The organism is Streptomyces sp. NBC_00989 (assembly GCF_045162655.1).
Lineage (GTDB): Bacteria > Actinomycetota > Actinomycetes > Streptomycetales > Streptomycetaceae > Streptomyces.
The window spans coordinates 9,600,041-9,626,440 of sequence record NZ_CP108728.1 but is presented as its reverse complement, the minus strand read 5'-3'; the positions used below and the strand labels follow the sequence as shown (position 1 = coordinate 9,626,440).

Sequence of the window (26,400 nt, the reverse complement as noted above, 5' to 3'; positions counted from 1 at the left end):
CTAAAAACCTTCGCTCGCCGGCGCTGGGAGCTGGTCGCGCCTACGCGGCAGAGCCGCACATCGGCACAGCCTCGCCGCCCTAAAAGGCTTCGCTCACCGGTGCCATGACGATCGGCCGACCTGCCGCATCAGGCGTTTATGGCGCCAGCCCGTCACGCGGTCCGCGTACACCTGGCCCTCCACGTGGTCGTACTCATGCTGCAAGCACCTTGCGAACCAACCCGTGCCGTGCACGGTGATCGGGTCGCCGGTCATCGTGAATCCCTCGATGACCGCGTGGTCGTAGCGCTCCGTCCCCGCCTCCAGGCCAGGCAGGGACAGACATCCCTCCGGGCCCCTCAGCACCACACCGTCCGTCTCCACCAGGCGTGGGTTGACCACATGGCCGAGGTGGCGGGTCTCCTCGTCGTCGGGGCAGTCGTAGACGAACACCCGCAAGGACTCGCCTACTTGGTTCGCGGCGAGGCCCACCCCCTGGGCCGCGTACATCGTCGCGAACAAGTCCTCTACGAGGCGGGCGAGTTCGGGGCCGAAGTTCGTGACCTCCTCGCACGGGGCATGCAGGAAGGGGTCGCCGAGCAGGGTGAGGGGACGGACTCGCCCGTGGGCGCCCGGGATGGAGCCGTATCGCATGGCCGCAAGGGTACGGTTCTCTACGGCGCACGCCCGCCACGAGGGGTTCGCGGTGCCGCGGTTCGGGCACCGATAAGGATCTCGATAGGCTGAGGTCCACACCACGTTGCCGGAGGCAGAGGCGCGGCGCGTACGCAAGGAGGATCGAGAACTGATGGCAGGCAACTCGGACCCGCTCACGCCGCGGGCCAAGCTGGCCGTGACGGCGGGCAAGGCGGTCGCGGCGGCATCGCGTGCCGCGGGGCGGGGCAGCGGATCGGTGATCGGCGGCCGAGTGGCACTCAAACTCGACCCCGACCTGCTCGCCCGGCTCGCACAGAACCTGGACGTGACGCTCGTCTCGGCCACCAACGGCAAGACCACGACGACGCGATTGATCGCCGAGGCCCTCGGGGCCGCCGGGGAGGTCGTGTCGAACGCGCTCGGTGCCAACATGCCCGCCGGTATCACCTCGGCGCTGGCCGGCGGCTCGGACGCCAAGTTCGGTGTCATCGAGGTCGACGAGAAGTACCTCGCCGGCGTCGCCCGCGACACCGACCCCAAGTGCATCGCCCTGCTCAACCTCTCCCGCGACCAGCTCGACCGCGCGGCCGAGACCCGCATGCTCGCGGAGAACTGGCGTGAGGGGCTTGCCGGTTCGAAGGCCGTCGTCGTCGCCAACGCCGACGACCCGCTGGTCGTGTGGGCCGCTTCCTCCTCGCCCAACGTGATCTGGGTCGCCGCCGGGCAGATGTGGAAGGACGACGCCTGGTCGTGTCCTTCGTGCGGTGGCGTGATGCAGCGGCCGGGCGACGACTGGTTCTGCGGCGAGTGCGGATTCCGGCGGCCCACTCCCAGTTGGGCGCTGTCCGGGGACCACGTCCTCGACCCGCACGGTTCCGCCTGGCCCATCCACCTCCAGCTGCCCGGGCGCGCCAACAAGGCCAACGCCGCCTCTTCGGCCGCGGTCGCCGCCGTCTTCGGGGTGCCGCCGCAGGTCGCCCTGGAGCGCATGTACCGGGTACAGGCCGTCGCCGGGCGCTATGACGTCGTCCAGTTCATGCAGCGCGACCTGCGCCTGCTGCTGGCGAAGAACCCGGCGGGCTGGCTAGAGACGTTCAGCCTGATCGACCCGCCGCCGACCCCGGTGATCCTCTCGGTGAACGCGCGCGGCGCCGACGGCACCGACACCTCGTGGCTCTGGGACGTCGACTACACCCGACTGACCGGCCACCCCATCTTCGTCGTGGGCGACCGCAAGCTGGACCTCGCGGTCCGTCTGGAAGTGGCCAACCAGCACTTCCAGGTCTGCGACAACCTCGACCAGGCCGTGCAGATGGCCCCGCCCGGCCGCATCGAGGTCATCGCGAACTACACCGCGTTCCAGGACCTGCGCCGCCGCGTCGGCAACTGAGACTCAGAGGACGAATTGACCATGAGCGACAACCAGCTGCGTCTGGTGTGGATCTACCCGGACCTGCTGAGCACCTACGGCGACCAGGGCAACGCCCTTGTCGTGGAACGCCGGGCACGGCAGCGCGGCCTCGACGTGGCCCGGCTGGACGTGCGCAGCGACCAGCCCATCCCGACCTCGGGCGACATCTATCTGATCGGTGGCGGCGAGGACCGTCCGCAGCGGCTCGCGGCGGAGCGGCTGCGCCGTGACGGCGGCCTGCACCGGGCGGTCGGCAACGGCGCGATCGTCTTCTCGGTGTGCGCCGGCTACCAGATCCTCGGCCACGAGTTCATCAACGACCTCGGCCAGCGCGAGCCCGGCCTCGGCCTGCTCGACGTGGTGTCGACACGCGGCGAGGGCGAGCGGTGCGTGGGCGACGTCCTCGGCGACATCGACGCGCGGCTGGGCCTGCCCCAGCTGACCGGCTTCGAGAACCACCAGGGCGTCACCCACCTCGGCCCCACCGCCCGCCCGTTCGCGCAGGTGCGGCTCGGCAAGGGCAACGGCACGGGCGACGGCACGGAGGGCGCGTACAACGACACGGTGTTCGGTACGTACATGCACGGGCCCGTGCTCGCCCGCAACCCGCTGATCGCGGACCTGCTGCTGAAGCTGGCCCTCGATGTCAACGCGCTGCCGCCGATCGACGACCGCTGGTACGAGGCGCTCCGCACCGAGCGCATCAGCGCAGCTCAGCAGCCTGCCTGAACCAGGTGTCCAGCTCCTGTTCGGATACTGGAAACCAGCCCGTCTGACGTCCCGTCCGCGCAGGTGAGCGGGGTCGTCCAGCAGGCGGACGCACGCTACGGTCCCGCCCCCTCCTGCCGTTAGGGTGGCGGGGTTCGTACCGGACAACGTGGTCCGGTTTCGGCCCACGTTGAGAAGGTTCTTCGGGCTATGCGCATTGGTGTCCTCACGTCCGGCGGCGACTGCCCCGGCCTGAACGCCGTCATACGGTCCGTCGTGCACCGCGCCGTCGTGGACCACGGCGACGAGGTCATCGGCTTCCGGGACGGCTGGAAGGGCCTCCTGGAGTGCGACTACCTCAAGCTCGACCTCGACGCGGTGAGCGGCATCCTTGCTCGCGGCGGCACCATCCTCGGCTCCTCCCGCGTCCAGCCCTCCCAGCTCCGGGACGGCGTGGAGCGGGCCCGAGGTCATGTCGAGGAGCTCGGCCTGGACGCGATCATCCCGATCGGCGGCGAAGGCACGCTCAAGGCGGCCAAGTTGATGTACGACGCCGGTCTCCCGATCGTCGGCGTCCCCAAGACCATCGACAACGACATCGCGGTCACGGACGTCACCTTCGGCTTCGACACGGCGGTCGGTGTCGCGACCGAGGCGCTCGACCGGCTCAAGACCACCGCCGAGTCCCACCAGCGCGTCCTCGTCGTGGAGGTCATGGGCCGCCACACCGGCTGGATCGCGCTCCACTCCGGCATGGCGGCCGGCGCGCACGCCATCGTCGTACCTGAACGTCCCTTCGACATCGAGGAGTTGGCCGCGCGCGTCGGCGAACGCTTCGAGGCGGGCAAGCGCTTCGCGATTGTCGTGGCGGCCGAGGGGGCGAAGCCGCGTGCGGGGTCCATGGACTTCGACGAGGGCAAGAAGGATGTCTACGGCCATGAGCGCTTCGCGGGGATCGCGCGGCAGCTGTCCATCGAGCTGGAGGAGCGGCTCGGCAAGGAAGCGCGGCCGGTGATCCTTGGGCATGTGCAGCGTGGGGGTACTCCGACCGCGTACGACCGGGTGCTGGCCACCCGGTTTGGGTGGCATGCGGTGGAGGCCGCGCATCGGGGGGAGTTCGGGAAGATGACCGCGCTTCAGGGGACCGACATCGTGATGGTGCCGTTGGCGGATGCGGTGGAGACGCTGAAGACGGTGCCTGCTGATCGGTATGAAGAGGCCGAGTGCGTGCTCTGAGCGTGCCTCGGTGATTCGTCGGGTGCGCGTTCGTCGTGGCTGGTCGCGCAGTTCCCCGCGCCCCTGAGTGGGACCACTTGCCCCCGGTCGTAGAAGTGACCGGGGGCAGTTCTAGTCTGGTGCGGACAGATGACGCACACCCCCACGAATCAGGAGCCGTTCGATGGATCACGGCGGGCACGGTATGACCATGGATCTGCCGCCGTTTACGTTCGCGCGCGGGCTTGAGTGGTCGGCCGACCCGTTCTTTCTCACCGCCTGTCTGGTCGGGCTCGGGCTGTACGGGTGGGGGGTCGTGCGGTTGCGGCGGCGGGGGGACTCGTGGCCGGTGGGGCGGACGATCTCCTACGTCATCGGTGTGCTGACCATCGGGCTGGTGATGTGCACCAAGCTCAACGACTACGGCATGGTCATGTTCAGCGTGCACATGGTGCAGCACATGATCATCAGCATGTTGTCCCCGATCCTGCTCCTGCTCGGCGCACCGATCACCCTGGCGCTGCGTGCGCTGCCGCCGGCCGCGAGAGGCAAGAAGGGGCCCCGCGAGCTGCTGTTGATGTTCCTGCACAGCCGGTACATGAAGATCATCACGCATCCCGCGTTCACGATCCCGCTGTTCATCGCGAGCCTGTACGCGCTGTACTTCACGCCGATCTTCGACTTCCTGATGGGGTCGAAGACCGGGCACATCGCGATGATGGTGCACTTCCTCGCCGTGGGTGTGGTGTTCTTCTGGCCGATCATGGGCGTGGACCCGGGGCCGAGCCGGCCGGGCTATCTGATGCGGATGCTGGAGCTGTTCGCCGGGATGCCGTTCCACGCGTTCTTCGGCATCGCGTTGATGATGGCGTCGGAGCCGATGGTTCAGACGTTCAAGAACCCGCCCGCCTCGCTCGGCATCGACGCGCTCTCCGATCAGAACGCGGCCGGCGGCATCGCCTGGGCGTTCAGCGAGGTCCCGTCCGTGCTGGTGCTGATCGCCCTGCTGTTCCAGTGGTACAGCTCGGAACAGCGGCAAGCCAAGCGCCAGGACCGGGCCGCCGACCGGGACGGCGACAAGGAACTCGAGGCGTACAACGCCTATTTGGCCTCATTGAACACACGAGGCAATTGAACACATGCGGCAACTGGGCGGCAATTTCGTTCAGTAGCATAAGCGCGATGGGGGAACCGCCACCGGGGGGGGAGCGGTAATGAAATTTCGCACTGTTGTGCAAAGGACCGGAATTCCGGTGATCCGCAGGATCGCCGTGCTGCTCGTGTGTGTCCTGGTCGTGAGTGGACTGGGCGGATGCGGCGGGGGCGCACATACGTTCGCCGTGCAGGCGGTCGCCGCCGGAGTTCCGTCGCTCGCGCCTTTCTTCGACGAGAAAAAGGGACTGGGCAACGACGCCGAGGTGCGTTCGATGCCGGTGCGGGGCAGCTTGCAGCAGGGGGACACGCCTGGTCTGTACGGAGGCACCAAGAAGCCGACCGTCTGTGACGTGGCGAAGCTCAAGAGGTTCCTGACCGATCCCGCGAACCGTCAGAAGGCGGTCGCCTGGTCGTCCGTGCCGGGTATCACCACGGACGAGATTCCGGCCTATCTGGATCGGCTCACACCCGTGCTCCTGCGTCACGACACTCTCGTACAGAACCACGACTACAAAAAGGGAAAGGCCACGCCCTACAACTCCCTTCTCCAGGCAGGAATCGCTATTCTCGTCGACGAGCAGGGAGAACCCGCCGCGAAGTGCTCGTGCGGAAATCCGCTGCGGCCCTTCAAGGGCGACGCGAGCCGGATTTCCGTCAAGTTCGAGGACGGCAACAAGAAGTGGAACGGATATCACGCGTCCTCGGTCGTGGCCGTGCGTCCGGCGCCGCGGAAGATGGAGGGGCTCGCTCTCGTCGACGTCGACGATCCCGACCGCGGTATCGAGCGTCCGGTCGGTACGACCGGCAAGCGTGACACCGCCTTCGACACCTGGATGCGGCACGCTGTACCCGACCTCGCGGGGGCGACGTTCGGGGAGGCGCGGCGGCAGCTGGTGAGCGGTGGTCTGGCCGTCGGGTACGGCGGGAGTGCGGTGCCGGCGGACGACGCGCAGGTCACGGCGTCCGATCCGCCGGCCGGGACCGAGCTGCGGTTCGGGGAGTACGTGCTGCTGAGCGTGGCCGGCGGGACGAGCGGGAGCACGGCTTCCACTCCCCCGGGTCCGACGACCTCCGGTCCGACGCTGCGTCCGCCGACGTCCACGGCACCGCCCTCGACGTCCTCGTCACCGCCACCGTCCTCGCCCACGAGCGAGCCGCCACCGTCATCCGGCCCGCCGCCGTCGAGCAGTTCGCCTACGACCGGTTCGCCCTCGGTGGTGACCCACTCGCCCTCGACGAGCGCGTCGGTCACCAGCAGCGCCCCGATGACGAGTGCTCCCGTGACCAGCGGCGCGCCCGTCACCACCGGCACCTCCGTGACGAGCGGCGCCCCGGTCACCAGCACGACAACCCAGACGTGACGCGGCCCCGGAAGGAGGACTCCGCATGCCTCAGGGATCGCCGGCCTCGGGAGTGGGCCGGGTCATCGCCGGCCGCTATCTGCTGCTGAACCGGCTGGGCAGTGGCGGTATGGGACATGTGTGGCTCGCACATGACCAGAGGCTGGCCTGTGAAGTCGCGCTCAAGGAGATCGTGTTCAGCAACCCGGCCTACGCCGACGCCGAGCGGGAGGCCCGGGTCGCGCGGGCCCGGGCCGAGGCGCGGAACGCGGCGGGGCTGCGCGGGCACCCCCATGTGGTGACCGTGCACGACGTGCTGGAGCACGAGGGTCTGCCGTGGATCGTCATGGAGTATGTGGCGGACGCCGTGGACCTGCGTGACATGGTCGCCCGGTACGGCTCGCTGGCCCCCGCGGAGTGCGCCCGCATCGGGCTAGCCGTACTGGACGCGCTGACCGCCGGGCACCACCGGGGCGTGATGCACCGGGACGTGAAACCGGCGAACATCCTGCTCGCGCCGGACCGCACGGGTTCGCCGTACGCCCGCGTCCTGCTCACCGACTACGGCATCTCGGTGCAGCCGGACGCCGGGGAGACGCGGTACACGCTGACGTCCGTGCTCGTCGGGACGGCCGGTTATCTGGCGCCGGAGCGGGCCACGGGCGGGCCGCCGACCGCCGCCGCCGACCTGTTCTCGCTGGGCTGCACGCTCTACCACGCCGTCGAGGGCCACGGCCCCTTCGTGCGCGAGTCACCGCTCGCGGAGATCACCGCGGTGGTCATGGAGGACCCACTCCCCCCGGTCCGCGCGGGCGCCCTGGCCCCGGTGCTCCACGCGATGCTGGAGAAGGATCCGCTACTGCGGATTCCGGCGGCGGAGGCCGAGGCGGCGCTCGCCCGGATCGTGACGCCGCAGACGGACCCGGGGGCGGGGGCGTACGCCCGGACCCAGACCGACCTCGGCTCGCAGTCGCCGTGGGAGGGCCAGGCCGTGCCGGAGCCGATGGCGGCGCCGATACCGGCCCCGTTCACCGCGGGGCCGTCTCCCTCGTCCTCCCCCACCGGTCGGCGCCGCCGCCCGCGCCGCCGGCTCCGCCAGGCCGTCCTCGCGGGCCTGCTCGGGCTCGGCCTCGCCCTGGGCGGCGTCTGGTACGCGATGGCCCACCAGCCGCCCGGCGACAACACGAGCGCGAAGAAGGACAGCCCGCCGTACGGCGCAGCCATCGGCCTTTCCGCGCCGCTCAAGGACGGCGACTGTGTCACCGCCGACTGGCCCGGTGGGAAGCGCTTCCAGGGGACGCCACGGCTCGCCGTCGACCCCACTTGTCGGAACTCGGTGCCGGACGGGCAGGTGATGGCGTTCGTGTCCACCGCGTCGGCGGGCGAGGCGCGCAAGGTCGGGGCGGACCGGTGTGCGCAGCGGACGCAGGAGATGCGGGAGAAGCTCGCGGACGTGCGGGGCCTCGCCGTCGTACCGACCGATGCCGGTTTCGAGGCCGCCGGACACCGGACCGCCTGTCTGGTGCTGGGCGCGCACGGGCCGGTCTACGGACCGCTCGGCAGCCATCGCGCCCTCGGGTCGGCGTTCGCGGACACCTCGACGATGCAGAAGCGGGACTGTCTGGACGTGCCCTCCGACCGGGCCGCGAGCCTGGTCCCCTGCGGCGGCGAGCACGACCAGGAAGTGGTCGGGTTCACCCGGTTGGGCGCGGGCGTCACGCTGGCCCAGGCCCGTACGCGGTCGGACGCGGCGTGCGCCCGGGACGTGCCGCCGGCCGACTACGGCTTCGGTCCGTCGGTGTACGAGGCGGCCTCCTGGACCAGTAACGGTCCATGGAAGTCGGGCACACATTTCGTCGTGTGCGCCGTTCGGAAGCAGAACGGGGGCACCATGGAGGGGAACGAACCATGAGGAGGGTGTTGCGATGCCCGGTTCCACGAAGACCATGGGGGTGATCACCGTCGGCGGACTCGTAGTGGTGACCGCCTACACGGTGGCGCTCGGGAGTAACGGCTGGCTGTGGTTCGGCTGGGTCGTGCTCGGGCTGATCACCCTCGGGATGGTGGCCACGCGCAGCACCTGACGCGCGCTATTCCCCACTGCGCCGGCTCGCCGAGTGCACGCCCGGCTGGTACTTCGGCAGCCGGGCGGTGATCTTCATGCCCGCTCCTACGGCGGTCTCGATGACGAGGCCGTAGTCGTCGCCGTAGACCTGGCGGAGCCGGTCGTCGACGTTGGACAGGCCGATGCCGCCCGAGGGGCTGACCTCGCCCGCCAGGATGCGGCGGAGCAGGTCGGGGTCCATGCCGGCGCCGTCGTCCTCAATGACGACGAGTGCCTCGGCGCCCGCGTCCTGCGCGGTGATGCTGATACGGCTCCTGCCCGCGGCCGTCACGGCCTTGCCCTCCAGGCCGTGCTTGACGGCGTTCTCGACCAGCGGCTGGAGGCACAGGAACGGGAGCGCCACCGGCAGCACCTCGGGGGCGATCTGAAGGGTGACGGAGAGCCGTTCGCCGAAGCGGGCCCTCACGAGCGCCAAGTAGTGGTCTATGGCGTGGAGTTCGTCGGCGAGGGTGGTGAAGTCGCCGTGCCTGCGGAACGAGTAGCGGGTGAAGTCGGCGAATTCCAGGAGCAGTTCGCGGGCGCGCTCGGGGTCCGTGCGGACGAAGGACGCGATCACCGCGAGCGAGTTGAAGATGAAGTGCGGGGAGATCTGGGCCCGAAGTGCCTTGATCTCGGCCTCGATCAGCCGGGTGCGGGACTGGTCCAGATCCGCCAACTCCAGTTGTACGGAGACCCAGCGGGCGACCTCCCCGGCGGCCCGGACCAGGACGGCCGACTCGCGCGGCGCGCAGGCGACCAGCGCACCGTGGACCCGGTCGTCGACGGTGAGCGGGGCGACCACCGCCCAGCGCAACGGGCAGTCGGGGGCGTCGCAGTTGAGCCGGAACGCCTCGCCGCGGCCGGTCTCCAGAGGGCCCGCGAGCCGTTCCATGATCTCGGCCCGGTGATGGTCGCCGACGCCCTCCCAGGCGAGGACCTGCTTCTGGTCGGTCAGGCACAGCGCGTCGGTGCCCAGCAGCGTGCGCAGTCTGCGGGCCGAGCGGCGGGCCGTCTCCTCGGTGAGACCGGCGCGCAGCGGGGGCGCGGCGAGGGAGGCGGTGTGCAGGGTCTGGAAGGTGGCGTGCTCGACGGGGGTGCCGAGCCCACCGAGGCTCTCGGGCCGCGCGGTGCGCCGCCCCAGCCAGAACCCGGCGGCCAGCAGCGGCAGTACGGCGACGCAGAGGCCGGCCAGGAACCCGCTCATATGACCTCCTCCGCAAGGCAGTTGGGCGATCCACCCACGGCGGCACCGAAGCCGCGCCCGGACTCCGTCACGCCTTCACCTCCGCCCGCAGCTCCTCCGGCAGATGGAACCGCGCCAGGATCGCCGCCGTTCCCGTCGGCACCCGGCCCGGGGTCGCCAAGGACACCAGCACCATCGTGAGGAACCCCAGCGGCACCGACCAGAGCGCGGGCCAGGCGAGGAGGGCGTGCAGCGGGCCCGTGCCCGGGAAGCCCGCCATGGTCGCGGCCACGGCGACGAACGCCGACCCGCCGCCCACCAGCATCCCGGCCGCCGCGCCCGGCGGGGTGAGCCGGGTCCACCAGATGCCGAGGACCAGCAACGGGCAGAAGGAGGACGCCGATACGGCGAACGCGAGCCCCACGGCGTCGGCGACGGGCAGCCCGCCGACCAGGACGCTCGCCGCCAGCGGTACGGCCATGGCGAGGACCGTGCCGAGCCTGAAGTGCCGTACCCCGCGCGACGGGAGGACGTCCTGGGTGAGGACTCCCGCGACGGCCATGGTCAGCCCCGACGCGGTGGACAGGAACGCGGCGAAGGCACCGCCCGCGACCAGCGCGCCGAGCAGATCGCCGCCGACACCGCCGATCATGCGGTCGGGCAGCAGGAGTACGGACGCGTCGGCGTCGCCGGTGAGGGTGAGTTCGGGGGTGTACAGGCGGCCGAGGGCGCCGTAGACGGGCGGCAGGAGGTAGAAGGCGCCGATCAGGCCGAGGACGGCGACCGTGGTGCGGCGGGCGGCGACGCCGTGCGGGCTGGTGTAGAAGCGGACGACGACGTGCGGCAGGCCCATCGTGCCGAGGAAGGTCGCGAGGATGAGGCCGTACGTCGCGTACAGCGGGCGTTCCTCGCGGCTCGCGGCCAGCGAGGTCGACATGCCGCCGTTGGTGCCGCGGTCGGCGACGGGGACGGGGTCGCCCTTGGCGAAGGTGAGGCGGGTGCCGCGCTCGATGTGGTGGGTGCCGGCGGGGAGTCGGAGTTTCTCCGCGTCGTGTGTGTGGCCGTCGACCTTGCCGGTCACCGTGACCGTGAGGGGTCGGTCGAGCCTGAGGTCGAGTGTCTCGTCGACCCGAACTGCCCGCTGTTCGCGGAACGTCGCGGGCTCTTCGAAGGCGTGCCGGGGTGCTCCGTCGCTGTGCCAGGCGAGGATCAGGAAGAGGGCGGGGACGAGCAGTGCGGTGAGCTTCAGCCAGTACTGGAAGGCCTGGACGAAGGTGATGCTGCGCATGCCGCCGGCCGCGACGGTGGCGACCACGACGACCGCGACAATCAGTCCGCCGAGCGAGTCGGGCGCCCCGGTGAGGACGGTCAACGTGAGCCCGGCGCCCTGGAGTTGGGGCAGCAGGTACAGCCAGCCGACCCCCACGACGAAGGCTCCCGCGAGGCGTCGTACGGCGTGCGAGGCGAGGCGGGCCTCGGCGAAGTCGGGGAGGGTGTAGGCGCCGGAGCGGCGCAGTGGGGCGGCGACGAACAACAGCAGCACCAGGTATCCGGCCGTGTAGCCGACCGGGTACCAGAGCATGTCGGGGCCCTGGACGAGGACCAGTCCCGCGATGCCCAGGAAGGAGGCGGCGGAGAGGTATTCGCCGCTGATGGCGGCCGCGTTGAGGCGGGGGCCGACGGTGCGGGAGGCGACGTAGAAGTCGGAGGTGGTGCGGGAGATGCGCAGGCCGAAGGCGCCGACGAGGACCGTCACCACGACGACGAGGGCGACCGCCGGCACCGCGTAGCTGGAGTTCACCGGGTCAGCGGTCCTCGACGAGGCGGACGAAGTCGCGTTCGTTGCGTTCGGCGCGGCGCACGTACCAGAGGGCGAGGAGGACGAGCGGGGCGTAGAGGCAGAAGCCGAGGATCAGCCATTCGAGGCGGTGGGAGTCCGGGGTGGCCGCGAAGACGAGGGGCAGGGGGCCGACGAGCAGCACGAGGATCGCGAACACCGTGAGGGCGGCGCGGAGTTGGGTGCGCATGAGGGAACGGACGTAGGTGTGGCCGAGGGTGGTCTGTTCGTCGATCTCGGTGCGCGGGCGGGAGTAGCCGGAGGCGCGGCGGGTGCGGCGGGGCGGGCCGGTGACGACGACCCTGCGTTCGGTGGGGTCTTGGGGCATCGTCATGGCCTCCGCATCAGCAGGTCCCGCAGTTCGCGGGTGTGGCGGCGGCTGACCTGGAGTTCCTCGCCGCCCACGAGAACGCTCACCGTCCCCGCGTCCAGGCGGAGTTCGCCGATGTGGCGCAGGGCGACGAGGTGGCGGCGGTGGATGCGGACGAAGCCGCGGGCGCGCCAGCGGTCCTCCAGGGTGGACACCGGGATGCGGACGAGGTGGCTGCCCCGGTCGGTGTGCAGGCGGGCGTAGTCGCCCTGTGCCTCGACATGGGTGATGTCGTCGACGGCCACGAAGCGGGTGACGCCGCCGAGTTCGACGGCGATGTGGTCGGGGTCGGGTTCGTGCACGGGTATCCGCGGTGCGGAGCCGCCGAGTTCGGCGGCCCGGCGCACCGCCTCCGCGAGCCGTTCCTTGCGGACGGGCTTCAGGACGTAGTCGACTGCCTTGAGATCGAAGGCCTGTACGGCGAAGTCCTCGTGCGCGGTGACGAACACGACGAGCGGCGGCTGCGCGAAACCCGTCAGCAGCCGTGCCATGTCGAGGCCGTCGAGGCCGGGCATCTGGATGTCGAGGAACACGACGTCGATCGCTTCCGGTCCGTCCGGGCCTGATTCCAGGGCCCTGTTGATACGGCGCAGCGCCTCGGTCGCGTCGCCCGCGCCCTCCGCGCTGCCGATGCGTGGATCGGCGTTGAGCAGGTAGAGCAGCTCCTCCAGGGAGGGGCGTTCGTCGTCGACGGCGAGGGCGCGCAGCATGAACGTGGAGTGTAGGAGTAATTCGTACGCCTGGACATGTACCGGGCGTGGACGTTCGCGCTGGATACAGTGCCGACATGAACAGCAGGACCACCCCGTTCGACGATCTCGACCGGAAGATCATCACCGCGTTGATGGCGAACGCCAGGACCAGTTTCGCCGAGATCGGCGCGGCGGTCGGGCTGTCCGCGACGGCGGTGAAGCGGCGCGTGGACCGGCTGCGGGAGACCGGTGTGATCACCGGGTTCACGGCGACCGTGCAGCCGTCCGCGCTCGGCTGGCGCACGGAGGCGTACGTGGAGGTTTACTGCGAGGGCGCCGCGCCCCCCAGGCGGCTCGCCGAGGTGGTGCGCAATCATCCGGAGATCACCGCGGCGATGACGGTGACGGGCGGCGCGGACGCGCTGCTGCACGTACGGGCCACCGATGTGGACCATTTCGAGGAGGTCCTGGAGCGCATCCGGCAGGAGCCGTTCATCCGGAAGACGATCAGCGTGATGGTGCTGTCCCACCTCCTCCCGGAAAGCCCGGAAGCGGGCGCCACCCACCCGGCGCCGGGAGACGCATCAGACGTGCGTTGAGGGCGGGAAAGACGCAGCGTTCCTGCGTAGACACGCAGCGCTCATCGCTTGTCGCGCGTATAGGTCGTTTCCTACCGTGGTGTCAACCCCAGTCGTCATCACAGGAAGCGGAGGGACCCCTCTGTGCCCGACACCCGTGTGCGGCGCCGGCGGCGCTTTCTCGTCTGCGAACCCAGACACTTCGCCGTGCAGTACGCGATCAACCCCTGGATGCACCCCGACACCCAGGTGGACGTCGATCTCGCCCAGGAGCAGTGGCGAACACTGATCGACACGTACCGTTCCCACGGCCACACCGTGGACACCGTGCCCCCGGCCCCCGGCCTCCCGGACATGGTCTTCGCCGCGAACTCGGCGGTCGTCGTCGCCGGCCGCGTCTTCGGCTCTCTCTTCCACGCGCCCGAGCGGCGCCCCGAGTCCGACCACTACGACACGTGGTTCAAGGCGGCGGGCTACGACGTCCACCGCCCCGAGTCGGTGAGCGAGGGCGAGGGCGACCTGATCCCGACCGGCCGCTATGTGCTGGCCGGCACCGGTTTCCGTACGACCCGCGAGGCCCATCGCGAGGTGCAGGAGTTCTTCGGCGTCCCGGTGATCAGCCTGACGCTGGTCGACCCGTACTTCTACCACCTGGACACGGCGCTGTTCGTCCTCGACGACGACAACGTCTGCTACTACCCGGAGGCGTTCTCGCCGGGCAGCCGCGAGGTGCTGGCGCGACTGTTCCCCGACGCGGTGCTCGCGACCCGTGAGGACGCGATGACGTTCGGCCTCAACTCCGTGTCGGACGGCCTGCACGTCTTCATCGCGCCCCAGGCCGAGGCACTGGCCGCGCGCCTCGCCGACCACGGTTACATCCCCGTCCCCGTCGACCTGTCGGAGTTCCACAAGGCCGGCGGCGGCATCAAGTGCTGCACCCAGGAGATCCGCTCATGACCGCACCCGCCAGTGCCCGTACGTCCGCCGACCTCATCCGCGCCGAGGGGCCGGTCCTCGCGCACAACTACCACCCGCTGCCGGTGGTCGTCGCCCGCGCCGAGGGCACGTGGGTGGAGGACGTCGAGGGCCGCCGCTACCTCGACATGCTCGCGGGCTACTCCGCCCTCAACTTCGGCCACCGCCACCCGGTGTTGATCGAGGCCGCCCACCGCCAGCTCGACCAGCTGACGCTCACCTCCCGCGCCTTCCACAACGACAAGCTCGCCGAATTCGCCGAGCGGCTCGCGGAGTTGACCGGCCTCGACATGGTCCTGCCGATGAACACGGGCGCGGAGGCGGTCGAGAGCGGCATCAAGGTGGCCCGCAAGTGGGCCTACGACGTGAAGGGCGTCCCCGCCGACCAGGCCACCATCGTCGTCGCGGCGGAGAACTTCCACGGCCGTACGACGACGATCGTCAGCTTCTCCACGGACGAGACGGCGCGGGCGGGCTTCGGTCCCTTCACTCCCGGCTTCCGGATCGTGCCGTACAACGACCTCGCCGCGCTGGAGGCGGCGGTCGACGAGACGACGGCGGCGGTACTGATCGAGCCCATCCAGGGCGAGGCCGGGGTGATCATCCCGGACGCCGGCTATCTGGCCGGCGTGCGTGAACTCACCCGCCGCAAGGGCTGCTTGTTCATCGCGGACGAGATCCAGTCGGGCCTCGGTCGCACCGGTCGCACCCTCGCGGTCGAGCACGAGGCCGTCGTCCCGGACGTCCTGCTGCTCGGCAAGGCGCTGGGCGGCGGGATCGTGCCGGTGTCTGCGGTCGTCGCGCGCCGGGAGGTGCTGGGGGTACTGCACCCGGGCGAGCACGGGTCGACGTTCGGCGGCAACCCGCTCGCCGCGGCGGTCGGCACGGCGGTCGTCGAACTGCTGGAGACCGGCGAATTCCAGCGCAGGGCTACGGAGTTGGGCGTGGTGCTGCGAGACGGCCTGACCGAGCTGGTCGGCAGGGGCGTCGTCGGCTTCCGCGCCCGCGGCCTCTGGGCGGGCGTCGACGTCGACCCGGCGATCGGCACGGGGCGCGAGATCAGCGAACGGCTCATGAGGGAGGGCGTGTTGGCCAAGGACACGCATGGCTCGACGATTCGACTGGCGCCGCCGCTGACCATTACGGCTGATGAACTCCGGTCGGCGGTGGGCACGTTGGAGAAGGTGCTGACGCAGGGGGCGTAATCCTGCGTGAGTTGCGGGGGCCGGCTGGATCGGCGGACGGGGGCGGTGTCCGGTCCAGCTGGGCCCGCGGGGATACGGGCAACTCCCACGAAGCGTGAGGTGCGTGTGGACGGCTGGATCGGCGCAAGGGGGCCGGTCCAGCCAGACGCCCAGGAATACGCGCAACTCCCCCTGCGGCAGCGGCTACTTGCCCGCCGCACTCCGTTCCGCAGGAACTGCTGACGCACGAGACGTGAGCCGTGGCAGTCGGCTGGATCGACGCATGGAGAGGCGATCCAGCCAGACTCGCACTGCTACACGCAACTCCCGGTCGACAGAGGCTACTTACCGACCGCGTTGCGCTCCGCAGGAGTGCCTGTTCCGGTGCCGGTGTCCGCCAGGGCGGCCTGGGCCAGGAGGCGGCGGGCCAGGTCGCGGGCCTCGGACACGGTGAGGGAGGCCCAGAGGCCGGGCTCGCCGCGCACGACGGGGCCCACGTCCAGGGTGACCCGGCTGATCGGCCGTTCCGGGATCGCCAGCAACAGCCGCTTCACCGCGACCTGTCGGCCGCAGGTGGTCACCAACGGTGCTTCACCTGACGGCGGGAGCGACTCCTGCCCTGACCGATTCATCTCCTCCACGACCTTCCCTGAGTACCCGGCGAGGTATCAGGAGCAGCGCCGAGCGGGCCCGGGTTGTTCCCGGGCATCGGCGCCGCCACCCGTCCGGGCGGAGGGCAGGGTGCGGTCGTGCCGCCGTTTCTCCGGGCGCTGCCGCGTCCCGACGGCCATGTTCCTGACTCCGGGCGCCTTCGGAGCGAGGGGCACCCCAGCGAGCCGCATGCCCGCGCCCTTACCGCACCAGCACCAGCCTCGGTCATCGCGATGCCTGGCCCACCGCCCCGGCGCCCGGCGCAGCCGATGAGGCTTCGCCCGCGTCGCCTCCTCTCACCTTCACCGGAACCCCGCACCGCCCGTCGATACCTGTCGACCCACACCACCCAGTCGTAGCCCACCGTGCACCCCCACCCATCGCACCGTGTTGCTCACCGACCCCCGGGTGAACCCCGGGCGAATTCTCGCCCGCCCTCCGGTCAGAACAGGGTCAAGGGACGCGGTGGGGGCCGTACCGCCCTCATAAGATCGCTGGCACCGCCACCTTTCGTACGACTCCCCCTGGAGGCCCGGCGTGCCCGAATCCGCGCGCGGCGCCGAAGACGAAGCCGAGCCGGCTCCGATACCGGCCACGGAGCTGACCTCGCCCACGCCCGAGCCCCGTACCGACCAGCCCGCTACCGACCAGCCCCGTACCGCCCGCCGCCGCACCGTGCTGCTCGCGGCCGGTGCCCTGGTCGCCGTAGCGGCCGTAGGAGCCGGAGTACTCACGGCCCGCGGCTCCGGCTCCGGCTCGGGCGGAAAAGCCCCCGCTGCCGCCGACGGGCTACCGCACACCACCGTCGTGGTCGCGACCGCCGGGTGCGGAAGTGGCTGGACGCATCCGCAGGCGGGGCACCAAGTCTTCGAGCTGCACAACACGTCCAGCACGGCCGCCGAGGTGTATCTCACCGACGCGAAGACCGGTGCGGTCTACGGCGAGGTCGAGGGGCTGTCGCCGGGTACCGTCCGGCCGCTCGGCGTGACCCTCGGGAACGGTTCGTACGCCTTCAAGTGTCTGCCCGACGACGCGGACGCCGTGACCGGACCGACCGTGCGGATCAGCGGATCGAAGGTGAGGAGCGGACCGGCCGCCCTGCCCATCACCCAGCAGGAACTCATCCCGCCGACCCTCGCCTACCAGAAGTGGATTCAGGCCCGGACCGTCGAACTCGCCCGGAAGACCGACGTGTTGCGTGCCGCCGTCGACCGAGGTGACCTCGCGGCGGCCCGCAAGGCGTGGCTTCCCGCGCATCTCGTCTACGAGCGGATGGGCGCCGCCTACGGCACGTTCGGCGACTCCGACGGGGCGATCAACGGCACCACGGCCGGGCTCGCGGACGGAGTGCACGACGCCGGGTTCACCGGGTTCCACCGGGTCGAGTACGGGCTGTGGCACGGCGAGTCGGCGAGCGGGCTGCGTGGTCCCGCCGATCAACTCGGCAAGGACGTCCACGCGTTGGAGGGAAGTTGGCCCACCCAGCGGATGGATCCGGCCGACACCGGTCTGCGGGCGCACGAGATCCTGGAGAACACCGTGCAGTTCGAGCTGACCGGCCGCACCGACTACGGCAGCGGCACCAATCTCGCCACCGCCCGCGCCAACCTCGACGGCACCCGCGTGCTGCTCGGCTATCTGGGCCCGCTGTTGAAGACCCGGGACGCGGGGTTCGCCGAACTGGGCGACTGGATGGACCGGGCTCAGCACACCCTGGACGGCCTCGACCACTCCGGGAAGTGGACGCCCCTCGCTCAACTCACCCGTCCGCAAAGGGAGAAGGTCGACGCCGACCTCGGTGGACTGGTGGAGCGGCTGGCCGACGTGGCCGCCCTCACGGACGTACGGAGGACCGCGTGAAGCGCGTGAACGAGGTGGGCCGCCGGGGTTTCCTGGCGAGTGCGGCGGCCGTGGCCGGTGGCGGTCTTGTCGCCGCCGATCGTGGTGCCGCCGCGGCTGCCGTGCGGACGTCGGCCGCGACCGTGCCCTTCCACGGGGTCCATCAGGCCGGGATCGTCACCCCGGCACAGCGCGCCACGGCGTTCGTCTCCTTCGACACCACCGCCGAGAGCAAGTCCGAACTCACCGACCTGCTCCGGACGTTGACCGACCGGGCCCGCTTCCTCACCACCGGCGGCAGCCCGGAGGACCTGGGCATCACGGCCCCGCCCGCCGACTCGGGCACGCTCGGCCCGGACCTCCCCGCCGACCGGCTGAGCGTCACCGTCGGCGTCGGGGCCTCGCTCTTCGACGACCGCTACGGGCTGGCGAAGCTCGCGCCCCGCCGGCTGACCGCGATGCCGCCGTTCCCGGACGACGATCTGAACGCCGACTGGTGTCACGGCGATCTGAGTGTGCAGTTCTGCGCCGACAGCGCGGACACCGTCCTGCACGCGCTGCGCGATGTCACCCGGCACACGCGCGGTGGGCTCCAAGTGCGGTGGCGGACGGACGGGTTCATCAGTCCGCCGCGCCCCTCGGGCACCCCGCGCAACCACCTCGGATTCAAGGACGGCATCGCCAACCCGGAGGTGACCGACGCCCGCGCGATGAACGACCTTGTGTGGGTGGGGAGTAGCAGCGGCGAACCGGACTGGGCGACCGGCGGCAGCTATCAAGTCGTCCGCCTGATAAGGATGTTGGTGGAGTTCTGGGACCGCGTCTCCATCACCGAGCAGGAGCGGATGTTCGGCCGCGCCCGGGACACCGGCGCCCCGCTGGACGGGCGCCACGAGAAGGACACGCCCAACTTCGCGCAGGACCCGCAGGGCGATGTGATCCCCCTCGACAGCCACATCCGGCTCGCCAACCCGCGCACCACGCAGAGCGCCGATCAGCGCATCCTGCGTCGCGGCTACAACTACGACCGGGGCATGGACAGCAACGGCAACCTCGACATGGGCCTGCTGTTCTGCTGCTACCAGCAGGACCTGGCCCGGCAGTTCGAGACCGTGCAGAAACGGCTGGCCGGTGAACCGCTGGTCGACTACGTCTCGCCGTACGGCGGCGGTTACTTCTTCGCGCTGCCCGGTGTGCGCGACGCGTCCGACTGGCTGGGCCGCACCCTGCTGACCTGAGAGACCGCCGGTCTGAGGCACGGGTCAAGAACAGGCCAACAGACCATGAGAATTTCCTGACCCGTCGTTCGCTCTCACGTCATTGCCGCTCCCCCGCCCCGCCGTCACCATTGCGCAGGCTACGGCCGTAGGTGCCACGGCCATGGACGGTGTGGCAGCAGAACCACTGCTCCCGGAAGGCGAGACAGCATGATCGGCAAAGGAAGAAACCCCGGTGCACGACGCCGGTTGACGCGCGTGGGCGCCCTGCTCGGCGCCGCGGCCCTGGCCACCGCGGGCGGGGCCGTCCCCGCGTCGGCGGCCTCGAACGGCCACCAGCCCTCGGGCGGCACGCACACGTCGACGCCGATCAAGCACGTGGTCGTGATCTACGACGAGAACATCTCGTTCGACCACTACTTCGCCACCTACCCGAAGGCCGCGAACACCGACGGCACGAAGTTCAAGGCCGCCGCGCACACGCCGAAGGCCGACAACCTGCTCAACGCCGGGCTGCTGAAGAAGAACCCGAACCTCTACACGCCCACACGGCTGAGCAGTTCGCAGGTGATGACCTGCGACCAGAACCACTCCTACGGCCCCGAGCAGTACGCGGCCGACGGCGGCAAGGCCGACAAGTACGTCGAGAACACCGAGGTCAACAAGTGCACCGGCCTCTTCGGTGAGCCCGGCCTGGTGATGGACTACTACGACGGCAACACCGTCACGGGCATGTGGAACTACGCCCAGCAGTACGCCCTCAACGACCGTTCGTTCAGCTCGAATTACGGTCCCTCGACGCCCGGCGCGCTGAACCTGATATCGGGTCAGACGCACGGTGTGGTCTCCGTCGACCCGGCCTCCGGCACCGAGAACCCGAAGCAGACGACGACCCCGGACTCGTACGCAGTGGTCTCCCCGAACGCCAAGGGTGTCGGCACGGTCATCAACGACCCCGACCCGGCCTTCGACGACTGCTCGGACAAGGACCACACCGCGACCAGCGCGCTCGCGGAGATGCAGGGCAAGAACATCGGCGATCTGCTCAACTCCAAGAACGTGAGCTGGGGTTGGTTCCAGGGCGGCTTCCGGCCGAGCACCGCGTGGGACGGCAAGAGCGGCGACTACGCCAAGTGCGCCGGCACCACCCACACCAACGTCGGCGGCGCGGCCTCCGAGGACTACAGCCCGCACCACTCGCCGTTCGAGTACTACAAGTCGACGTCCAACCCGCACCACCTGGCACCGAAGTCCGTCGCCGAGATCGGCCACAACGGCCGTGCCAACCACAACTACGACCTGACCGACTTCGACGCCGCGCTGAAGGCCGACAACCTTCCGGCGGTGAGCTTCCTGAAGGCGGCCGAGTACCAGGACGGGCACGCCGGTTACTCCGACCCGACCGACGAGCAGAACTTCCTGATCAAGGAGATCAACGCCCTTCAGAAGTCCCCCGAGTGGAAGTCGACGGCGGTCGTGCTCGCCTACGACGACTCCGACGGCTGGTACGACCACGTCTCCTCGAAGGTGCTGAACGGCTCCAAGGACTCGACCGTCGGCTCCAACAGCAAGGCCACGGACAGCCCGGCCTGCCAGTCCGGTCCGGCCGCGAAGGGCGGTTACGCGGACCGCTGCGGTCCCGGTACCCGGCAGCCGCTGCTGGTCATCTCGCCGTACAGCAAGGTCGACAAGATCGACCACACCGCGACCGAGCAGGCGTCGATCACGCAGTTCATCGAGGACAACTGGCACACGGGCCGGATCGGTGACGCGTCCTTCGACCAGCGGGCGGGCAGCCTGGCCAACATGTTCGACTTCCGGCACCCCAACGACAAGCAGGTGCTGCTGAACGCGAACGGTTCCGTGAAGTCGGTGAAGCGGATCCCGCACTACACGCAGACGTCGTCGACGGCCACGAAGGCCCCGTACCCGGCGTACGTCCAGGACCTGAAGGCGCAGAACGTCGCGGACAGCAGTACGACGTCCTCCACGGCCCTGCCGGTCGCCGTAGGAGCCGGTCTGGTCACGGCGGTCGGCGCGACCACCGCGTTCGCGCTGTACCGGCGCCGGTCGCGCGCCAGGGCGTGACGGCGTCCATGTGACCCTGTTTCGTTGAGCGTTGGGGGGCGGCGAGGAGATCTCGCCGCCCTCCGTCGTACCCGGCGGCGGCCTGATCGCCACCGGTTCCACCCAGCGGCACCTGCCCCTACACTGGCAGCTCACGAGGTACCGGGTGACCTGCGAGAACAGGTCGGTCGAGCCGACCCGCCGGAGTGAGGAGCGACCCCCCTTGTTCTACTACCTCCTGAAATACGTCATTCTGGGGCCTTTGCTCAGACTGGTCTTCCGCCCCCGGATCGAGGGCCTGGAGCACATACCGGAGGAGGGCCCGGCGATCGTCGCCGGCAACCACCTGTCGTTCGCCGACCACTTCCTGATGCCGGCGGTCCTCAAGCGCCGCATCACCTTCCTCGCCAAGGCCGAGTACTTCACCGGCCCCGGCATCCGCGGCCGCCTCACCGCGACGTTCTTCCGCAGCGCGGGCCAGATCCCGGTCGACCGCTCCGGCAAGGAGGCGGGCCAGGCCGCGATCCGCGAGGGCCTCGGCGTCCTGAGCAAGGACGAGCTGCTCGGCATCTACCCCGAGGGCACCCGCTCGCACGACGGCCGCCTCTACAAGGGCAAGGTCGGCGTCGCGGTCATGGCCCTGACGGCCAAGGTCCCCGTCATCCCCTGCGCGATGATCGGCACCTTCGAGGCCCAGCCGCCCGGCAAGGTCATCCCCAAGATCCACCCCGTGACGATCCGCTTCGGCAAGCCCCTCGACTTCTCCCGCTACGAAGGCATGGAGAACGAGAAGGCCATCCTGCGCGCCGTCACCGACGAGATCATGTACGCGATCCTCATGCTCTCCGAGCAGGAGTACGTCGACCAGTACGCGGCCGTTGCCAAGGCGGAGGAGGCGGCCGCGGCGAAGGAACGCAAGTTCCCGCGCCTGCCGCTGAGTTGACACCCCGAGAACTCTGAGTCGATGTGAGTGAGGGGCGGCCGGTTCAGAACCGGCCGCCCCTCACCACGTACAACTACCGCCTACGACTTGCTGCTTACGACGTGCCGCTTACGGCACCGGCGTCGCGTGCGGGGTGCACGTGAAGTCGGCCTTGTCGAGCTTGCCGGTCAACAGGTAGGCGTCGACACGGGAGTTGATGCACGGGTTGACCAGACCGGTCACACCGTGCGAACCGGCGTCCTTCTCGGTGATGAGCCGGGAGCCCTTGAAGCTCTTGTGCAGGACGACCGCGCCCTCGTACGGCGTGGCGGCGTCGCGCTGCGACTGCACGATGAGGACGGGCGGCAGACCCTTGCCGGTCTTGACCTTGACCGGGGACTGCTGCTTGACGGGCCAGGTGGCGCACGGCAGGTTCATCCAGGCGTTGGACCAGGTCAAGAACGGGTACTTCTTGTTGAGCGCCGTGTTGTCCTTGTCCCACTTCGCCCAGCTGGTGGGCCACTTGGCGTCGGTGCACTCGACGGCCGTGTAGACGGCGTTGCCGTTCTCCGAGGAGATGTTGCCCGCGGTGTCCGACAGATCGGGCGAGGCCGCGTCGATCAGCGGCTGGGGGTCACCGGCGACGTACTTGCTGAACGCGGTGGCGACCGGCACCCACGAGGAGTCGTAGTACGGGGCGCCCTGGAAGAAGCCGAGCAGCTCGGCCGGACCGACGACCCCGCCGAGCGGGCTCTTCTTGGCGGTGGCGCGCAGCTCGAGCCACTTGGCCTGGACGGCGGCGCGCGTGGTGCCGAGGTGGAAGGCCGCGTCGTTCTTGGCGACCCAGTCCTCCCAGTCCTTCCAGCGGCCCTCGAAGGCGACGTCCTGACCCAGGTTGGCCTCGTACCAGATGTTGTCCTGCGCCGGGTTGACGACGCTGTCGACGATCATGCGGCGGAGGTGGCTCGGGAACAGGGTGCCGTAGACGGCGCCGAGGTAGGTGCCGTAGGAGACGCCCAGGTAGTTGAGCTTCTTCTCGCCGAGGGCGGCGCGGATGACGTCGAGGTCGCGCGCGGTGTTCGGCGTGGTCATCTGCGCGAGCATGGTGCGGCCGGTGCGCTCGGCGCAGCCGTCGGCGTACTCACGGGCCAGCTTGCGCTGCGCGTTCTTGTCGGCCGTGCTGTCCGGTACCGGGTCCGCCTTGGGCGCCTTCACGAACTCCTGCGGGTCGATGCAGGAGATGGGCGCCGAGTGGCCGACACCGCGCGGGTCGAAGCCCACGAAGTCGTACGCCTTGGACGTGTTGACCCACAGCGGGTTCTTGGTGGTGACCCGGAGCGGGAAGCGCATGCCGGAACCACCGGGACCGCCGGGGTTGTAGACGAGCGCGCCCTGGCGCTCCGCCTTGGTGCCGGTGCTGACGGCACGGTCGACGGCGAGCTTGATCTTCTTGCCGTTCGGCTTGGTGTAGTCGATCGGTACGGTGACCCAGCCGCACTGGACCGGCTTGGCGAATCCCCAGTCGGTGGGGCAGTCCTGCCAGTTGATCCCGGCCTTGGCGGCGCGGGCGGCGGTGAGCGCGGCGCCCTGGGCGGCCGCACGGTCCTGACTGTGCCCCGCCGTCTGACCGGTCTGCGCGTTGGCCGCGGGTGCCACCACGGCACCGGCTATCAGTGCCGCCGCCGCGAATCCGGCCGAACCGAACGCCATCACCCGGCTCTTCGGTCTGATGTGCCTCAAGTGGGCCCCTCCCCGTACATAGTTGCGAAATGGTCTCGGGGGATCCTCGCGGCTGTGAGCCACCTGAGAACAGAGGCGGTTGACCTTCTTTACCAATCCGATAAGCGGAAACGCGCGTCCCGCTCAGCGGATACTCACCCGAGGGACGCCAACGCCTCGTCCAGCACCCTCCGCAGCCGCAGCGCGTCAGAGGCAATCGCGCTCACCAGCACGGCGGGCCCGGCGAGCGGCGCGAGCGCCGCACACTCCCCCAGCATCCGCGCCGCGACCGGCTCCCGGGCAAACTCCGGCCGTACGACGACGAGTTGCCCCACAGCCCGATGCCCCGCGAGGACGGCGGGCCCGTCCCAGCCGCCCGGCGCTCCGGGACCGCAGGCCAACTCCTGGTCCAGGACGGTCCGTCCGGCGATCCGCAGTGCCAATCTGCTGGTGAGCCGTCCGGGTTCCTCACCGGCGCGCCCGAGCACCTGCTCCTCACGCAGCACGAGCCGGGCGGAGGCGGCGAGGTCGACGCGGGTCGTGACGCGCAGGTCGCTACCGCGCACGGAGATCAACTGCTCGGGCAGCCAGTGCAGTTCACCATCGTCGGCGACGCTGAGCCGAACGTCGTACCGGGACTCCCCCTTCGCCTGCCCCGGCAGCGCGATGGTGGCGGCAGCGGACCCGACCCGCAACCGGGCCCCCCGCTCGACGTCGGCCTCGACGGCGAAGTGATCACCACCGAGCGGCCCGCTCATGGCCCCGACGAGCATGACCTGAGCCTCGGCCCCCATCCCCCGGGTCCGCCGCAACGCAAGCGGCCCGTCGCCCTCCAGCACGGGCAGCGCGGTACCGCCCCGCCCGTCCTCCCGGGCCACGATCCGCGCGGTGGCCCGCACCCCGCTCACGATCACGCCGTCCACGCGGCAAGCCGCTCCCGCACCCAGCCGGCGACGTCGGCAACCCCTGCCTCTGTCCTCAACGACTGGAAGACGACCGGCAGTTCGGCCCGCTGGGCCTTGGCGTCAGCAGCCATCCGCCCCAGATCGGACCCGACGTACGGCGCGAGGTCGGTCTTGTTGACGACCAGCAGATCAGCGGTGGTGACACCGGGCCCACCCTTGCGCGGAATGTCGTCCCCACCGGCCACGTCGATGACGAAGATCTGCGCGTCGACAAGCCCCTTGGAGAAGGTCGCGGTGAGATTGTCCCCACCCGACTCCACGAGGATCAGATCCAACGGCCCGACCTCGTCCTCCAGATCCTCCACGGCTTCGAGGTTGGCGGAGATGTCGTCCCGGATAGCGGTGTGCGGACACGCCCCGGTCTCCACGGCGGTGATCCGCTCGGGCGGCAACACGGCCTCCCGCAACAGGAATTCGGCGTCCTCACGGGTGTAGATGTCATTGGTGACGACGGCAAGCGACAGCTCATCCCGCAGAACCCGGCACAGCGCGGCAACGGTAGCGGTCTTACCGGACCCGACGGGCCCACCGAGCCCGATACGCAGAGCACGACGACTGCCGTCGGGACGCTGAGCGTCGGCACTGACGGCGGCGGGGCCGTCGTGGGTGTGGTCGAGGTGCATGAGGCGGCTCCTTCTGGTTCTACGGCACTTCGCGGCTTAGGTGCTTTCCGGCTTCGGTGCCTTGCGGTTTCGGTGCCTTGCGGCTTCGGTGCCTTGTCAGCAAGGCCGGCATCATTCAGCCCGTCCGGCGTTTGAGGACGAGGCCGTTCAGGCCGATCGGGGGGCTAGGGGGCGGAGCCCCCAGGCGGGGCGGAAGGGGCGGCAGCCCCTGGGGATGGGACGGGTAGGGGCGGCAGCCCCTGGGGATGGGACGGGTAGGGGCGGCAGCCCCTGGGGATGGGACGGGTAGGGGCGGCGGGGGCGAGAAACCCCCTACGACGCGAACAACCGCACAGCCCAAGCAGCATGCGTCTCCGCCCCGATCTCCAACAACGGCGCAGACGCACAGGGCAAAGCGTCGACCCCCTCGGCAAGAACTCGCCGCCCCGCCTCCACCGCCCGATCCACGACAAGGTCCAACTCCGGCGCCAACCGAGCGAGCACAGCCGTAGCATCGAACGGATCAAGACTCAGCAACCGCACCGTCGCGGAGGCGGGCCCACTCACACTCTCGTAGACCGCGCAGTACGCCGCATCCTCAGGCCCAAGACCGGCCGCCCGCGCCACCAGCCCCAACACCACCGGCTGATGCGCCCCCTTGGGGAACTCCCGCGCCAAGGCATCGAGTTCGGCGGACGGCCAGGTGGCCCGCGCGGCCCGCATCAACTGCCGCCCGAGTTTCCGCGCGGCCACCCGCAACGCGGGCGACGGAGTCCGCGCATCGGCGGCCGCGTCCAGCTCCACCGGGTCCACTCCCAGCGCGGCAGCGGAGGCGAGCCCCGCGGACACCAGCCCGGCCGTGTACAACCGACCCCGGCAGAACGCACCGAGGTCGGCCGCCCCGGTGACCCGCCCGGCCTTGACGGCGGCCTCGGCCCCACCGGAGTGCGCATGCCCTCCGGCGGGGAAGCGGCCGTCGGCGAGAACGAGAAGCGCTCCCCTGCTCATGGGACCCACCTGACCCAGCTCA

General features: G+C 70.1%; 24 protein-coding genes. 14 read left to right on the top strand and 10 right to left on the bottom strand.

The genetic code is table 11. The features are described 5' to 3' along the window. Nucleotides 1-93 precede the first annotated feature (93 nt). A complete protein-coding gene (gene def, locus OG714_RS43190) occupies nt 94-633 on the bottom strand; it encodes a peptide deformylase (protein ID WP_406129377.1) in 540 nt (179 codons plus the stop codon). A 154-nt stretch (nt 634-787) separates the two neighbouring features. Here def and OG714_RS43185 point away from each other — a divergent pair, with 154 nt between their 5' ends. The 7 genes from OG714_RS43185 (at nt 788) to OG714_RS43155 (ending at nt 8,549) form a co-directional block, all read left to right on the top strand. Further along, nucleotides 788-2,026 carry a MurT ligase domain-containing protein gene (locus tag OG714_RS43185; RefSeq protein ID WP_405994828.1) on the top strand — a complete coding sequence of 413 codons (1,239 nt, stop codon included), beginning with the start codon at nt 788-790 and terminating at the stop codon, nt 2,024-2,026. 21 nt (nt 2,027-2,047) lie between these two features. Continuing rightward, nucleotides 2,048-2,776, top strand: a complete 729-nt coding sequence (locus OG714_RS43180; RefSeq protein WP_406129375.1) for a type 1 glutamine amidotransferase — start codon at nt 2,048-2,050, stop codon at nt 2,774-2,776. A gap of 189 nt (nt 2,777-2,965) precedes the next feature. Then, entirely contained in the window at nt 2,966-3,991 is a 1,026-nt protein-coding gene (locus tag OG714_RS43175; protein ID WP_406129373.1) for a 6-phosphofructokinase, read from the top strand. Nucleotides 3,992-4,154: 163 nt separating this feature from the next. Further along, nucleotides 4,155-5,105, top strand: a complete 951-nt coding sequence (locus OG714_RS43170; RefSeq protein WP_406129371.1) for a cytochrome c oxidase assembly protein — start codon at nt 4,155-4,157, stop codon at nt 5,103-5,105. 118 nt (nt 5,106-5,223) lie between these two features. Then, nucleotides 5,224-6,486 (top strand): DUF6777 domain-containing protein, encoded by a 1,263-nt coding sequence (locus OG714_RS43165; protein ID WP_406129370.1) that lies wholly within the window; start codon nt 5,224-5,226, stop codon nt 6,484-6,486. 25 nt (nt 6,487-6,511) lie between these two features. Continuing rightward, nucleotides 6,512-8,377 (top strand): protein kinase domain-containing protein, encoded by a 1,866-nt coding sequence (locus OG714_RS43160; RefSeq protein ID WP_406129368.1) that lies wholly within the window; start codon nt 6,512-6,514, stop codon nt 8,375-8,377. 13 nt (nt 8,378-8,390) lie between these two features. Then, nucleotides 8,391-8,549: a hypothetical protein gene (locus tag OG714_RS43155; protein WP_019070924.1), complete on the top strand. Its 159-nt coding sequence runs from the start codon at nt 8,391-8,393 to the stop codon at nt 8,547-8,549. 6 nt (nt 8,550-8,555) lie between these two features. Here the strand turns inward: OG714_RS43155 and OG714_RS43150 are convergent, their stop codons facing one another. From OG714_RS43150 to OG714_RS43135, 4 genes are all read right to left on the bottom strand, one after another. Further along, complete coding sequence (locus OG714_RS43150; protein ID WP_406129366.1) at nt 8,556-9,773, bottom strand: sensor histidine kinase; 1,218 nt, start codon at nt 9,771-9,773, stop codon at nt 8,556-8,558. A gap of 67 nt (nt 9,774-9,840) precedes the next feature. Then, complete coding sequence (locus OG714_RS43145) at nt 9,841-11,553, bottom strand: cation acetate symporter (RefSeq protein WP_406129364.1); 1,713 nt, start codon at nt 11,551-11,553, stop codon at nt 9,841-9,843. Nucleotides 11,554-11,557: 4 nt separating this feature from the next. After that, a complete protein-coding gene (locus OG714_RS43140; protein WP_406132145.1) occupies nt 11,558-11,917 on the bottom strand; it encodes a hypothetical protein in 360 nt (119 codons plus the stop codon). 2 nt (nt 11,918-11,919) lie between these two features. Then, entirely contained in the window at nt 11,920-12,669 is a 750-nt protein-coding gene (locus OG714_RS43135; RefSeq protein WP_406129363.1) for a LytR/AlgR family response regulator transcription factor, read from the bottom strand. Between the two features lie 77 nt (nt 12,670-12,746). On the opposite strand from OG714_RS43135, the gene OG714_RS43130 reads away from it, so the two are divergent. The 3 genes from OG714_RS43130 to rocD all read left to right on the top strand — a co-directional run bounded on the left by OG714_RS43130 (nt 12,747) and on the right by rocD (nt 15,409). Next, nucleotides 12,747-13,250, top strand: a complete 504-nt coding sequence (locus OG714_RS43130) for an Lrp/AsnC family transcriptional regulator (protein ID WP_406129361.1) — start codon at nt 12,747-12,749, stop codon at nt 13,248-13,250. 123 nt (nt 13,251-13,373) lie between these two features. Then, nucleotides 13,374-14,186 carry a dimethylargininase gene (gene ddaH / locus OG714_RS43125; RefSeq protein WP_406129359.1) on the top strand — a complete coding sequence of 271 codons (813 nt, stop codon included), beginning with the start codon at nt 13,374-13,376 and terminating at the stop codon, nt 14,184-14,186. Continuing rightward, nucleotides 14,183-15,409 (top strand): ornithine--oxo-acid transaminase, encoded by a 1,227-nt coding sequence (gene rocD / locus OG714_RS43120; RefSeq protein WP_406129357.1) that lies wholly within the window; start codon nt 14,183-14,185, stop codon nt 15,407-15,409. Before ddaH ends, rocD begins: the two co-directional genes overlap by 4 nt. A gap of 320 nt (nt 15,410-15,729) precedes the next feature. Here rocD and OG714_RS43115 read toward each other — a convergent pair whose 3' ends face one another. Continuing rightward, nucleotides 15,730-15,969 carry a hypothetical protein gene (locus OG714_RS43115; RefSeq protein ID WP_406129355.1) on the bottom strand — a complete coding sequence of 80 codons (240 nt, stop codon included), beginning with the start codon at nt 15,967-15,969 and terminating at the stop codon, nt 15,730-15,732. Between the two features lie 607 nt (nt 15,970-16,576). On the opposite strand from OG714_RS43115, the gene OG714_RS43110 reads away from it, so the two are divergent. The 4 genes from OG714_RS43110 to OG714_RS43095 all read left to right on the top strand — a co-directional run bounded on the left by OG714_RS43110 (nt 16,577) and on the right by OG714_RS43095 (nt 22,105). Beyond that, a complete protein-coding gene (locus OG714_RS43110) occupies nt 16,577-17,899 on the top strand; it encodes an EfeM/EfeO family lipoprotein (RefSeq protein WP_406129354.1) in 1,323 nt (440 codons plus the stop codon). After that, nucleotides 17,896-19,116, top strand: a complete 1,221-nt coding sequence (gene efeB, locus OG714_RS43105) for an iron uptake transporter deferrochelatase/peroxidase subunit (protein WP_406129352.1) — start codon at nt 17,896-17,898, stop codon at nt 19,114-19,116. The genes OG714_RS43110 and efeB overlap by 4 nt, the downstream gene beginning before the upstream one ends. A 189-nt stretch (nt 19,117-19,305) precedes the next feature. Next, the gene (locus OG714_RS43100) at nt 19,306-21,183 is read left to right on the top strand and encodes a phospholipase C (RefSeq protein WP_406129351.1); all 1,878 of its coding nucleotides are present in this window, start codon (nt 19,306-19,308) and stop codon (nt 21,181-21,183) included. A gap of 202 nt (nt 21,184-21,385) precedes the next feature. Continuing rightward, nucleotides 21,386-22,105 (top strand): lysophospholipid acyltransferase family protein, encoded by a 720-nt coding sequence (locus OG714_RS43095; protein WP_406129349.1) that lies wholly within the window; start codon nt 21,386-21,388, stop codon nt 22,103-22,105. A 108-nt stretch (nt 22,106-22,213) separates the two neighbouring features. Here the strand turns inward: OG714_RS43095 and OG714_RS43090 are convergent, their stop codons facing one another. The 4 genes from OG714_RS43090 to OG714_RS43075 form a co-directional block, all read right to left on the bottom strand. Next, a complete protein-coding gene (locus tag OG714_RS43090; RefSeq protein ID WP_406132143.1) occupies nt 22,214-23,794 on the bottom strand; it encodes an alpha/beta hydrolase in 1,581 nt (526 codons plus the stop codon). Nucleotides 23,795-23,958: 164 nt separating this feature from the next. Next, entirely contained in the window at nt 23,959-24,726 is a 768-nt protein-coding gene (locus OG714_RS43085; RefSeq protein WP_406129347.1) for an urease accessory protein UreD, read from the bottom strand. Beyond that, entirely contained in the window at nt 24,714-25,391 is a 678-nt protein-coding gene (ureG, locus tag OG714_RS43080) for an urease accessory protein UreG (protein ID WP_406129346.1), read from the bottom strand. Before ureG ends, OG714_RS43085 begins: the two co-directional genes overlap by 13 nt. Nucleotides 25,392-25,703: 312 nt before the next feature. Beyond that, entirely contained in the window at nt 25,704-26,378 is a 675-nt protein-coding gene (locus tag OG714_RS43075) for an urease accessory protein UreF (protein ID WP_406129344.1), read from the bottom strand. Nucleotides 26,379-26,400: the final 22 nt, after the last annotated feature.